Below are 14516 nucleotides of genomic sequence, written 5' to 3' on the forward strand. Positions count from 1 at the left end.
GCAGTTCAACCGAGGACAGGATCATGAGCAAACGATCAAAGAGCAAAAGCCACACAGGCACGCCCCGACTAGAACGGAGAATGCGCTGGCTGTCGGGAAGCTCGATGGCAGCAGCCGCATTCCTGCTGGCGTCTGCTCCGCAAGCAGCGCAGGCGCAAGCCCAGTCGATGCTGCGCGCGCCCGATTTCTCTCCGCGGGATATCAGGATTTCTACGCCGCTGTCGCCGCTTCCGGTCAATGATATCAGGATCAGCGCGCCAATCGCACGGCTGCCTGACGCCGATATCCGGATTTCGGCGCCGATTGCGCGACCACCTGTTACGGACGTACGGATTTCCGCGCCCGCACCGGCCAATTTCGATCCGATCAGAATATCCGCACCAGTGCCGGGACTGGTTCAGGCACAGGCTGGTCCAACGGCCAGCGGCCATGCTGTAAACGGCAACCCGGTTTTCACCTCCGGCGCCGGCGCCTTTACGCCGGGAGCGGAGACGAATAGCATTACCGGGCTAACCGGCCAGACCATCATAGACTGGACTCTTGTCGATCAAAGCGGAACGGGCGCGATCTCTTTCCTTCCCGATGGCAACACTTTGGCATTTTCTGGTAACACTGATTACACAGTGCTCAACCGCATCGTGCCGACTGATCTGACTCGCGGGATCCGTTTTGACGGCAATGTTACCAGCCGCATATTGGATATCTCCACTCCACGGCAAGGTGGCAATGTCTGGTTCTACAGTCCCGGCGGCATTGTTGTGGGCGGGAACGCGCGTTTTGATGTCGGCAGCCTTGTGCTCACAACCAATGCCATTGATACGACCAACGGACTATATGGTCCTTCCGGCGAGATACGGTTCAGGGGCGACGCCTCAAGCGGCGCCATCACCATAGAACCGTTTTTGACCGGAAGCCCGGGCACCGATCAGATAACCGTCAATAAATTCTTTGGCGGAGATACCTATGTTGCCATGGTGGCACCGCGTGTCGTGCAAGGCGGCAATGTCCGCGCCGACGGTTCCGTCGCTTATGTCGCTGCGGAACAAGCCGATCTGACCATCAACAACGGGCTATTTGACATTTCGATCGGCGTTGGAACATCCGATGCCAATGGTGTTGTTCATACAGGATCGACCATCGGCCTCGCTTCGACCCCGACTTCAAACGGCTCCGGCCAGATTACGGATGCCGATGCCCGCGCCATTTACATGGTCGCAGTACCCAAGAATGATGCCGTGACTATGCTTGTCGGTGGTACAGTAGGTTATCTTGCCGCTTCCTCCGCCATGATTGACAATGGCAAAATCATCCTCAGCGCTGGCGGGAATGTTACGGCATCCGGGTCGCTTGCCGCGCCGGTTAATTCAATCGAAGAAAATACAACGTCAACCGCAGCAACCAATATCCAGATTGGCGGCACCGGCGCGACTGCATTCGGTTCGACGCTCGAGGTGTTTGCATCAAACGACATCACAATTTCTTCGCAGTCAGCAACCGATCGAATTCTTATCAATAACACCGTCGGAGCGCAGGACTTAAATTTGACAGCGGGCAATCAGATCAATCTGAACACATCGGGCGGTGGCCAGATATTGGTCAACGGCGATGTGAATTTGAGAGCCGGAACCGGCGCCACCGGCGGCAACATCAATCTGAATATTGATCGCACCGGCTTTGGGACTGCGGCCAATACCGGACTCAGCGTGGTCGGCGATCTGACGGCTGATAGCAGCGCAACCGGCGCCGATGATTTCTTTATCGTAAGAAACAATGGCAACACCGGGATCGGGCAGGATGCTGTCGGGGGCGATATTGCAATCAATATCAGTGACGGGGGTGCGTTGGACATCGGCGGTAATGCGAATTTCCTGACCAGCGCCCAGGGCGGAAAAGGCGAGACTCAAAATGGTTTCGGCCAGGCAGGCAGCATAGCCTTCAATATGGACAGCGGCACTGCGCAATTTGGCGGCAATGTCAATTTCAACGCGGCGGTGCTAAATGCCGGAGAGGGTAAAATTGGCGGAAATGGGCCCGGCCTAGTCGGTAGCGACAGCACCGCAGGCAATATCGACGTGAATCTGACCGGTGGCCAGATGTCGGTCACTGGCAATCTCGGGTTAACGGCCTATGCGATTGGATCCAGCGGTTCGGACAGCGCGACCGCCCAGAATAATGCTGCCACTGCCGGAGATATCGATCTCACCATTTCGGGGGGCAATCACGATTTCGGAAGTCTGGATTTCTCCGCCTTTGCAAGTGGCGGAAGTTCATTCGATGCAGCCGGCAACAGCATGGTCGGCGACGTCACTCGTGCGTCGGTCAATCTTGCCATCAGCAACAGCGGTACAAATGTGGCCGTTTCAGACAGAATTGTCATCGACGCCTCGACAAGCGGCAATGTTCTCAACGATCCAGCCGCAGACGCTGTGACCATCAGTGTTTTCAACACCGGAGGGGAAACAGGGCTGTTCGTGTCAAATGGCATCGATGTCTACACCTTTGCTTCCAGCGGCGGTCTCGGCGGCGCACTCACCGCCGGATCGGTTTCGATCGGTGCTGACAATGGCGAAGTCAATTTTGACAATTTATACATTGATACCAGCATAGACCTCTTTTCCTTTGGCGAAATGAGCGCACTTGCGACCGCAGGCAACATCAATTTGATTGCACAAAACGGTGGGGTGATTTCCGGCAACGCAGCGGACTTTTATGCTTATACCAACACCGAGAACACTTTTGGCATCAACGCGGTTGGCGGCGATGTCCTGCTTCACGCCAACGATGGTGCCATTGTTCTGGCAGGAAACCTTTATGTAAATGCAAGCGCTCGAGGGGGCGTGAAAGACCCTGCGATTTCGGCGACAACCAATGCCCAGGGGGGATCGGTCAGAATCCTGTTGGAGGGCACGTCTCCGATTAGCAGCCGCATGAGTTTTGCAGACGTTGATTTCAATGCCGATGGTTCGATCGCTGCCGGTGCGGAAACAACGCCGCGTTTTGAAGGAAGCGGTGGCAGCGGCTTTGGTGGCGACATAACATTTGATCTTCTCGGCGGTACGTTCATCGCAGGCAATGTCGTCGCCAGCGCAAGCGGCGCTGGCGGAGAAGGCGGATCGGAAGTAGCGTTGCCGAACGGCAACGGCAATGGACCGGCACCTGACCTGTCTGCTTTGGTCGAGCCTATGGATCTTAGCGTGGTTGATGCACCTATGGCAGGTGGCACTTCTGCCGGCGACGGCGGCGACGGTCAGGGCGGCGATGTAACTTTCAACCTCGATGGTGCCGACGCCACCGTCACCAATTTGACAATCAGCGCGGACGGCTTTGGCGGCAACGGCGCTTATGGTGATATCCTCGACGGGACCGCCGGTGGCGATGGTGGTCGTGGCATCGGCGGTAATGCTACGTTCAACGCTATATCTGGCAACCTGACCGTAACCAACACCCTGTCCGTCTCGGCAGAAGCGAACAACCCGGCATCTGCTCCCTACGCAGCATATGCGGCGGGTGGTTTTGGCTATGGCAGCGACGGCGGCAACGGCGGTGCCGGAATCGGTGGCACAGCGACATTCAACATGACCGGCTCGGCTACCATTGACGCGGGAGACGTTCGGGTTAGCACCTCCGCAACCGGCGGCTATGGTGGAACTACCAGCGATAGATTCGACAACATCGATGCGTACATCGACGGTGGCCCGGCTGGATCAGGCGGAGATGCTACCGGCGGTGATGCTGTTCTTAACGACACCTCCGGCACTCTGACCTTCACGTCTGCGACGATAGAGTCGGTGGCTGTAGGCGGCGACGGCGGGAGCAATTTCGACAACCGCGGCTCGTTCTACGGGAACGGTTCGGGCGGGAATGGCGGAACCGCTCGAGGCGGGAATGCAACACTCAATCTAAATCAGAATAATGCCACAAGCAGGACGGTCACCGTCGACGCAAGCGCTATCGGCGGGCAAGGCGACTATGGCTCGACCGGCGGCAACGGAGGCAGCGCCTATGGCGGTGTTGCGGCGATCAACGTCAACGACGCGGCCGTCGATCTGGACGATCCGACGATATTGGCGAATGCGACCGGCGGTGATGGCAGTCAGGGCAGAATTGACCCGGGAAACAATGCCGGCAACAGCGGCAATGGTGGCGATGCTACCGCAGGCACGGCAAGACTGCAGATCACAGGTGCAGGCGGCAATCTCGATCTCGGCTTCGCCATATTGGAAGCTGACGCTACCGGCGGAAACGGAGGCGACGGTTTCTATAGCTTTGGCGGCGGCATAAACGGCGGCGATGGTGGGTCGGGCGGTGACGCGTCAGGCGGCACGGTCGAACTGATCGCGCGGACGGGCGGAACGATAAATTTGACCTCTTCCGATTTTACCATGACCAGCACCGGCACCGGCGGAGTTGGCGGATATGGTGGCAACTCTTATGACAGTGTGGCCGGCGACGGCGGCGACGGCGGTGACGGAACGGGCGGCACCGGTCGACTGCTCGCACAAGGCGGTACGATTTCCGGCAACGATCTGAATATAACCACAGCCGGCCTGGCGGGCGACGCCGGCGGCGGCGGCTTTTATGGCGCCTTCGGGACCGACGGAACCCCGGGCTACGGCGGCATCGGAACTGGCGGAACGGCGATTGTCGAGATTCAGGAAGGCAGTCCCGGAATACTGACCTTCGCCAACGTCACCATAGATTCCAGCGGCACGGGTGGAGACGGCTTGTTCGGCCGTGTCGGCGCGGGTGGACTTATCCAGATTTCCGACAGCTCGACCGATCCCGCGGGATTGATAAGTTTCGGCAGCCTGACAGCCACCGCTTTCGATACCGCAGTCGGAACCGGGATCGGTTCCGGTTCGGCCCTGCCCGGCGGCTTCTTCATGACTGGTAACAGCGGAGCTGTATCGATTCTCGGCGATCTGGTCGTCGACGTTGCTGGTAACATCCAATATAATCTCGACGGCGATGCGCAGATGACGGTTGGCGGCAATGCCACTCTGACCAGTGGTCAGAATATCCTGATCAATCACAGCAACAATCTGGTTCCGGTGAATAGCATAGACGTGTCCGGAGACTTTTCTGCGACAGCGCAAGCCAATTTCACCAGCACAGCCGGCTCGCGGGTCAATGCCGCCGGCACAGCTACGGTTCGCACAGGACAAAATGCCACGGTCGCCGATATTGCCGGCGTTGGTCTGGTTGATATTTCCGCCATGTGGGATGCCAATGTTACCAATGCGGCGGTGACCGGAACCGTGACGACGGTGACCTTGGGAGCAGGAACCCTGGTGCTCGGCCCGCAAATGCTGATCCAGGCCGGGCATGATCCAAGTCCGACACCGAGCCCCTTCGATCCTAGCTATAACGCCACAATCGATGGCGACGTCACCTCCACCGGTTTTATCACGGTAAACGCCGGCGGAAACGCGCTTTTCGCCACCGGTAGCAGCACGGTTTCGGATAATGGCCTAACCGTCTCGACTGGAGATGACATCATCATCCAGACCGGCGCGAGCCTCGTTGCCGGTAATAACCCGGCAACGACGCCGAACCCGGCCAGTCCTTTTTCCAATACCAACAATTTGATCCTGCAAGCCGGCAGTCTGACGTCTTTGAGCACCACGCCGCTTAGCCCGATCGCCTCGATTGTCGCTGCCGGCAATATCGATGCCAATGATTTCGCTGTGGTGATGTCGGCCAACGCGATTGACGGCCTCGGTGGCACGATCACCGCCAGTTCGGTCTCGGCAGATATCAATGATGCCCCTTCCAACGCCGTAATCGCCGCGATCGGACAATCCGATGACGATGGCCTGCTCAGCGGACAATGTGTCGAAGGCAATATCTGCCTGGGCACGCTCAACGCCGACAATTTCGTTTATATCGGCCAGGCGAGCAACAATGATGTGGTTCAGGGCATCATCGAGTCCGGCACGGTGTCCGCCAATGACATATTGGTCACGACCCGCCGCGATATCATCATGGGCACCGATGGCATCGCCACGCTGCTCGATGCGTCAAACCAGTTCCTCGTCGAGAGTACCGAAGGCGACGTCAACCTGCGCGATGCGTCGGTCGGCAGCGCGAGCATATTCATCAGCGCGGTCAATGGCAGCCTGCTGGGCTCTGCCTCGCTGACCAGCAGCAATGATATCGGCATCACTGTGGGGTCGGACATTAGCGCCGCATCGATCACGACTGGCGGGCAGTTGACTACCATCGCGCTGGTTGGCGGCGGAACCGAGAATGTCTACACGGTTCCCGGCAGTATCGATGTTGGCGCCTACACGCAGGGCGCAAATCAGCAATTCCGGGTCGAAGCGGGTAACGATATCAGCTTCGGTTCGATCAGTGCGCCAGGAAACTCGATCCAGCTGCTCGCAGCCCAATCAGGACCCGGTGATGTGTTCCTGGGAACCTCGACGGGTTCAAGCAATATATTCCTGAGCGGAGATAATGTCGGTTTCATCGACCTTGATGCCTCGTTCAATATCATCAGCAGAATTGATATTTTGGCGACAGATGGCGACGTTTCTGGCGGTAATGCAACCACCGTCAACATATTGGATATCGAAGCCATTGGCGGCAGCATCGCTGTCGGCGATCTGACCGGCGGCAATAATGGTATCATTCTTGACGCGACAAATGACATTGCCGTGAATGATATCGTCGGCAACGCGTCGCTGACCGTTAACGCCGGCGTCGCCGGTGATTTCGATTTCAATGATGTCGGTGCGTTCAGCGTAACTGTCAACGCAGTCAATGTTCGCGGCAACAATATTGAATCGCTCGGCGTAACCGGCGGTGGACCGAATAATCTGGCTATCAATGCTACCGGTGACATCACCGTTGGCAGCGCGATTGCGACGGATACATTGGATATCGATGCCGGCGGAACCTTGACCGCGGATATACTCAGCGCCGGCCTGACCACTGCAATCATTGCCGGGGCTATCGATGCAAATTCGCTAAATTCGGACAATATCGGGAATGTCACCACCTCGACCGGTGATCTGGATATCGGCACCGTCACCGGCGGATCGTCGATGCGACTGGAAGCATTGAGCGGCAATGTCATTCTCGGCGATGTCACAACCGTCAATAACACTACCGTGGTTGCCAATAACGGGACGATCGATTTTGCCGACATCGCGGCCCAGGGAATCGGCCTGACGGCGGGTGGAGATATCACCGGCACCTCGCTGACAGCAACCAATGCCGGCGCCAACCAGACCATCAATCTGGTGTCCGGCGGGACGGCCACCGTAACCACCATGCTTGCCAATGATATCGTCGATGTCGACGCGATCACCGCCAATTTTGAGAATATCACCGGCAGTGCGCTGGTCCGCATCGAAGCGGATGACATCACGACCGGCGATGCAACATCAAACGGCATTGTCACGATGACCGCCGCTAACGGGAATATCTCGACAGGCGCGCTCTCTGGCACCGGCATCCAGGCGTTGGCGACGGGCGGCAACGTCACGACCGCCGACATCACCGGAATATCGATCCTGGTAAGCGCGCTGGACGGCAATATATCGACCGGCGATTTGAGCGCGACCGGTGGCGGCGCAAGCGACATTCAGCTGCGCGCCGGCGGAACCGCCGATTTCGGGTCGGTCACAGCGGACCGCCTCGTCAGCATTAGCGGCACTGTGATTACCGGCGGCGCTATCGACGCTGTCGCATTTGTCGATATCGACGGCACGGATGTCACTGTCGGCGATGTCACCGCGGGTGATAATCTGACAATCGATGCGACAGCAGGCAGCATAACGACCGGCGCATTGGACGCGGGCCTCGGCATTACACTGGCCGCAAGCGAGAATTTCGACGTCGCCTCGGCGACAAACGGCAATACCACCGCATTGCGTCTGACCGCCACCAACGGATCGGGCACTGTCGGAGATGTCACCTCTCTGGCATCCATCGCCATCACAACCGGCACCGACCTGGTGACCGGTGTGCTCGATGCGACGACAGATATCACTGTTACCGCTGGCGGCACGCCAGGTATCGCCAATGCGATCAGCGGCGGCAACACCAGTATCACGGGTGCGTCGGTGACGCTGAACAACGGCACCATCGGCGGCGACCTGACCCTCAACGCAACCGCAGGCGATATCGGCAGCAACGGCACGGTGACCGTTGGTGGTGGCATTGATCTGGACGCAACCGACAGCATCCGTTTCAGCGACCTCTCGGCCGATGGTGGAGACTTTACGATTGATGCCGGTAATGAAACTATATTCGGTACGGCGACGGCCAGCGGTGCCGTCATTGTTGATGCAGCAGTCGGGATCCAGTTCAACCAGATCACCAGCACCGGATCGAGCATCTCTCTGACATCGGGAGAAGCCATATTCGGCGGCAACCTGAACGCAGCCACCAGCCTGGATATCAATACGCAATTTATCATCGCGAACAATGCCAGCGCAGGCACATCGGTCAATATAGACGCCGAAGACCTCGATTTTTCCAGCATTGATGCGCCGGTGATCAACCTGAATGGGCTTTTCAGTGTAGCGGCTGATAGCCTGACCGGTGACGCGATTGATGTTCAGGGCGGCATAATAACAATTGATAATGCAGATGCGGCCGGCGACCTGACAATGGCCGGAGACTACATTTTCGTCGGCACGGCCACAGCGGATAATATCGATCTGGTCGCGAATTTTCTCGATGTGCAGTTCGGAACACTGGACGCCGCAAATGATGTAACCATCAGCGCGGTCAACGGTGGCGTTTCCGCTCTCTTCGGGCCGGGCGATATCACAGCGGGCAGCAACATCACTCTCGACGCAGCAGGCGCCGTGCAAACCGGAAATCTTGACGCAGGTAGCGATATCCTGGTCAGCGCCGACGACATCAGCCTTGCCTCGGCGAATGCAGCCGGAGCCCTGGATCTGAGTTCCGGCTTCCGGGTCGAACTGCTCGGCAATTCATCGGCGGGTGGCGCAATGACGATCAGTGCCAATGGCGACGAAATCCTAGCTGCGGGCCTAGACTCCGGTGATGCCATGACGCTTGATGCAGTCAGCAGCATTTCCTTCACGGCGGCGACCAGCAGCAGCTCCATCTCGATGACAGCGGGCGGCAGCATCAACGGCGGTGACCTGACGGCGACCGATGCGCTCAATCTGGACGGCGGCAATATTGCCATCGGCGATGCGAACGCCGGTTCGATCAACTTCTCGAGCGCCACGAACATATTGTTCGACTCGATCATGTCGCCCGCTTCGATCACCCTGACCGCAACCGGCGGCACGATTGGCGCAAACAGCGGCCCAGGCGATATCACGGCAACCGATGTGGGGGCGGGCATCAATCTATACGCAAATGATGTGGCTGTCGGCACGCTTACCACCAATAGCGGCGACATACTGGTTTCCGCGGCGCAAGATATCGCGCTCGCCGCCGCTGCAACCGGAACCGGCGTTCCGACCGCTGGTTCGATCGGCTTGCTGGCGGGAGACAATATTGCCGCCACGGGTTCGCTCAGCGCTGGCGAGGATGTGTCGATCCGTGCGCTGGGAAATGTCGCGCTGGCAACTGTCGCTGCAGGTGACGATTTCATCGTCGGGTCTGACGGTATGATCTCGCTGGACAGCGCGACCACCAGCGGCGCAGGTATTGATCTGTTTGCCCTGTCGTTCGACACCGCCAATGCGGGTCAGGCCGGATCCATTGTCTTTTCCTCGGAGACCGCGACCGGCTCCAATATCATGCTCGACGGCGGCGGCGATATCGGCGTTTCCGGGACGCTTGACGCACATGATGATATCATCGTCACAGCGCTGGGCACTCCCTCTATTGCCAATGTCATCAGCGGCAATGACACCAGCATTACCGGGTCATCTGTCACACTAAGCAGCGGTACCATCGGCGGCGATCTGACGCTCAATGCAACTGCCGGCAATATCGACGGGACTGGCGCGGTAACGGTCGGCGGCGGCATCGATCTCGATGCGACCGGTGATGTCGGATTTGGCGACCTCGATGCGCAGGGCGGAACGTTCACCGTCGATGCCGGCGGCAATATCGATTTCACCAGCGCCGCGAGCAGCGGCGACATGGCGTTCAACGCCGGCGGCGATATCACCGGTGGCGACATGACTTCCGGTGGCGATATCGCGATCAACGGCGGCGGTGACGCCAGTCTCGGAACCGTTAACAGCGGCGCAAATGTCAGAGCCCAGTTGCAAGGTGCCTTTACTGCAAGCGAAGTGAATGCGGCGACAACGAGCCAAGGCGAAGACGAAGTCGACATCAGCGCCAACAACGGCATCGAGATCGCCAATGTCGCGGGCAACAGTATATTTCTGACGGCCATAAACGGTCTGGTCAATGTCACCAATAATGTCGATGTGTCCAATGGCATTGTCGCGTCGGGCGAAGCGGTCTCAATTGTGACGCAACAAAATACGAGGGTCCGCGCCGAAGCTACCAATGGCGATATCAATCTGTCCTCGGTAGCAGGTCTGGAAGTCGATGGCGCGCAAGCCACTGGTGACATCGCCATGATCGCTGACGACAATGTTCTGATCAACGACTCGGTCAGCGCGGCGAATGATCTGCAGATCACCGCCGGCGGCGTGATCGACCTCCAGGCAGCAACAATTGGCGGCACCATCCAGACGGTCAGCGCCGATATGAATATCGGATCGACGGGCAGCCTTGGCCAGAGAGATTTAACCAGCGACATCCGTATTTCTACCGACGGCACCAGACAGATGAGACTCGGCGACGAAACGGATCTGGGGGGAGTCTTCTCTCTTACAAATGACGAATTCAGCCGGATCCGTTCGGGCGGTGACCTGACAATCAACGTTGCCGAGACGGGGCTCAGCGGATTTGATCTAACCATCCAGACCCTGACGGCGAGCGCTTTTGATGACGGCAATTTCGGCACAGATGGAAATTTTAATATTACCGCAGATCAATCGATAAGTGTGATCGGTAGTCTCTCAGTTCAGGGCGACTTCAATTCCACCCTCAATCTCGCCGCTGGTGATGATCTGTTCGTCAACGCCACGACCGGCTCTATTGCGATGGGCAATGACAGTAGCCTTTCGGGGAACCTGTCTCTCACCGCACGCAATATATACGCGATGACCGATCAGGCTTTTGACGATATCCAGGGTCTGGGCGCCGCCGAAATTGATGAGCGCCTTGCCCAGAATGACGGCAATGTTCGAGACAACGGGTTTATTCAGGCCGAGGCAATCAGCGTCACTCTGCTTGCCAGCCAATTCTATGTTCAGAATACAGGCAATGGCACTGATTTCGATGCCCGGCGGGGCTTCGTTGCCGGCACTGGCGGACTTTCCATCGATGCGGGTCCCAGTGGCGTCACGCCCATCGTCATCAATGGCACGGTCAATGGCGCAACGGGCATTGACGCTATTCCGGTCACAACGATAACCGGGGCCGGTTTCGATCAACAGTCAACCATCAACGGCTGTGTGATCGCCAACCCGACGAGTTGTGCGCCTACTCCAACTCCAACTCCAACGCCGACCCCTACTCCGACTCCAACTCCAACTCCGACACCCACTCCAACGCCGGACACGCCCACATTGATGGATCCGGTTCAGGATGTGATCGAGGAAGAGGTAACTCCGGAAGAATATGTGGCAGACCCGCTTGCGACCAATCTTATCGAGATCAGGGAAAATGAGGACATGGCTGACGCGCCGTTGATCGACGAGCCGGTGACCGGTGCGGGCAATGACGATCTGTGGGTTGGCGGCTCTGAATGCGAGCGCGATAATAGCGGAGAGTGCGTGATTGACGACGAAGCGGAAGAGCTCGAACCGGCGGAATGACGCCGCCGGTCAATTGATCTGTTGACCTTTTGCGCGGAAAGCCATTAGGCGATGGATGATGATTGACACTGCTTCGCATCCGCTAAAACTGTTCAACAGCCTGACTCGCCAGATGGAGGAATTCGTGCCCGTTCACCCCGGTGAAGCACGCGTCTATACCTGCGGGCCGACAGTCTATAATTATCCCCATATCGGCAATATGCGAGCCTATGTGTTCGCCGATCTTCTTGGACGCACGCTGAGCTGGAAGGGCTATAAGCTCACCCATGTCATCAACATTACCGATGTCGGCCATCTCACCGATGATGCCGATGAAGGCGAAGACAAGCTCGAGAAAATGGCGGCCGAGAAAGCCCAGTCAATCTGGGAAATTGCTAAACATTATACCGAAGCTTATTGGCAGGATATCAAGGCGCTCAATATCCGGCAACCGGCCCACTGGTCAATTGCCACCGACTATGTGCCGGCGATGATCGACTATGCAAAAGGCATAGCCGACAAACATTGCTACGAGCTCGACAGCGGCCTCTATTTCGATGTGTCTACCGTGGCCGATTACGGCAGCCTCGCCCGCGCATCGACCGACGATGGCGAAGGCCGGATCGATACAGTCGAGGGCAAGCGCAACGCCGCCGATTTCGCGATCTGGCGCAAGACGCCAGCAGGCGAGAACCGCCAAATGGAATGGGACAGCCCTTGGGGCAAAGGCGCGCCGGGCTGGCATCTGGAATGTTCGGTGATGTCGGAGGCCCTTCTCGGCCTTCCGTTCGACATCCATACCGGGGGTATAGACCACCGCGAGATTCACCACCCGAACGAGATCGCACAAAATCAGGCACACAGCTGCTCCGATCACTCCGGCGCGAAAATCTGGATGCACAATAATTTCTTGGTCGACCGGACCGGCAAAATGTCCAAGTCGTCTGGCGATTTTCTGCGCCTGCAGTTGCTGATCGACAAGGGCATCCATCCCCTCGCCTATCGCCTGATGTGCCTGCAGGCCCATTATCGCAGCGAGCTGGAATTTACCTGGGAAAATCTGGTCGCAGCACTGACGCGGCTGAAGCGGATTGTCATCCAATGGGAGAACGCTAAAAAGCAGGCAAATAGCTTGAACGATGTGCTCGACCTATACGACAATCAGCTACGACAGCCAAACGGAGCAATAATTGTTACATATGATGACAACCTGCAATTTGACGTAGGATCATTAACTAGCGGAATCGGTGGTACGTTAAGATTGCGAATGGAAACATTCAGACAAGCTCTCGAGGACGATCTTAACACACCACATGCATTGCCTTGGTTTGAAGAAATCGTAGGCATGAAAAAAGTCGATAAAGATGAAAAGCTAAGAACAGTCTTAGCTCTTGATGAAATCCTTGGCTTTAATTTGAGAACGCTCAATCGTGCTGACCTCCGGATTCGTCCAGTTGGCGTGACAATCACCGAACAGGCGATCGAATCCAAACTGGACCAGCGCCAAGCAGCCAAAGCGGAAAAGGATTTCGCTTCCGCCGATAGCATCCGCGATGAACTCACCGCACAGGGCGTAGAATTGATGGACGGCGATTCCCTGCGTTGGGACTGGAAGATAGAGATATAGATTTTCGTCCCCTGTTATCCCGCGAAGACGGGGAGACTGGTTGGACAACGCTTGAACAGAAATGCAGATTCCCGTCAAAATGGGAACGCCGATTTTTAGGAGAATGACTTTATGACCGCCAAACCGAAAGCCGCCATGGCTTCCCTCGTCCGTCCACTGGTCGAACCGCATTGCGGCGATCTGGATGTCACATGGTTCACCAGCACCGAGGAAGCGATGGAAATCGCCCCGCATGCCGAGATCGGCTGGTTCGACATGTATGACAAGGACAAGATGGCAGAAATCATCTCCGCCGCGACCAGTCTCAAATGGCTCAACAGCATCTACGCCGGCGTCGAACATTTTCCGCTGGAGCAGCTCAAGGCACAGGGCACGAAACTGACCAACGGCGCTGGCCTGAACAGCGCGCCGATCGCCGAATTTGCGGTCATGATGATGCTCGCCGCCGCCAAGCGTAGCGATGTCATTCTCGACAACCAGCGCCAGCACAACTGGCTCGAAACGCCACCGGGCACAGCCGAGATTGACGACAGCAAGGCGCTGATCATCGGCTATGGCGGCATTGGCCAGCAGATCGCCAAAAAGCTTTCCGGATTTGACGTCGACGTGACCGCTGTCCGCCGCACCGCGACCGGCGAGCCCAATGTCATCGGGCTCGATGACTGGCGCGAACGGCTCGGCGAATTTGACTGGGTCTTCGTTTCCGCCCCTGCAACCAGCGACACCAAACATATGTTTGGTGCAGACGAGTTTGCCGCGATGAAATCCTCCGCCTGGCTGGTCAATGTTGCGCGCGGATCGCTGGTCGATCAGGATGCCTTGCTTGCAGCGCTCAAAGACAAGACTATTGGCGGGGCTGCGCTCGATGTAGCCGACCCCGAACCGCTGCCCGCCGACCACCCTTTGTGGGACGCGCCCAATTGCCTCATCACCATGCATCTGTCGGGGCAAGCGCAAACCCGGATGTTCCAGCGTGCCGCTGCCCGCTTCGTCGAAAATCTGAAACGCTATAAAAATGGCGACGATATGATTGCCGTGGCCGACTTCGACCGGGGATATTGAGGGGTGACTTC

At 57.5% G+C, this 14516-nt stretch carries 3 protein-coding genes; all 3 read left to right on the forward strand.

Annotation, left to right across the window (positions count from 1 at the left end; translation table 11 throughout):
* The first annotated feature begins 23 nt into the window (after positions 1-23).
* The 3 genes from ACWFTY_RS14155 (at position 24) to ACWFTY_RS14165 (ending at position 14505) form a co-directional block, all read left to right on the forward strand.
* Positions 24-11837, forward strand: coding sequence for a beta strand repeat-containing protein (locus ACWFTY_RS14155; RefSeq protein WP_447524828.1), 11814 nt, complete (start codon positions 24-26; stop codon positions 11835-11837).
* A gap of 58 nt (positions 11838-11895) precedes the next feature.
* Positions 11896-13443 carry a cysteine--tRNA ligase gene (gene cysS, locus ACWFTY_RS14160; RefSeq protein ID WP_447526904.1) on the forward strand — a complete coding sequence of 516 codons (1548 nt, stop codon included), beginning with the start codon at positions 11896-11898 and terminating at the stop codon, positions 13441-13443.
* A gap of 111 nt (positions 13444-13554) precedes the next feature.
* Positions 13555-14505: a D-2-hydroxyacid dehydrogenase gene (locus ACWFTY_RS14165; protein WP_447524829.1), complete on the forward strand. Its 951-nt coding sequence runs from the start codon at positions 13555-13557 to the stop codon at positions 14503-14505.
* Positions 14506-14516 lie beyond the last annotated feature (11 nt).

The organism is Parasphingorhabdus sp. NYA22, from assembly GCF_976973735.1.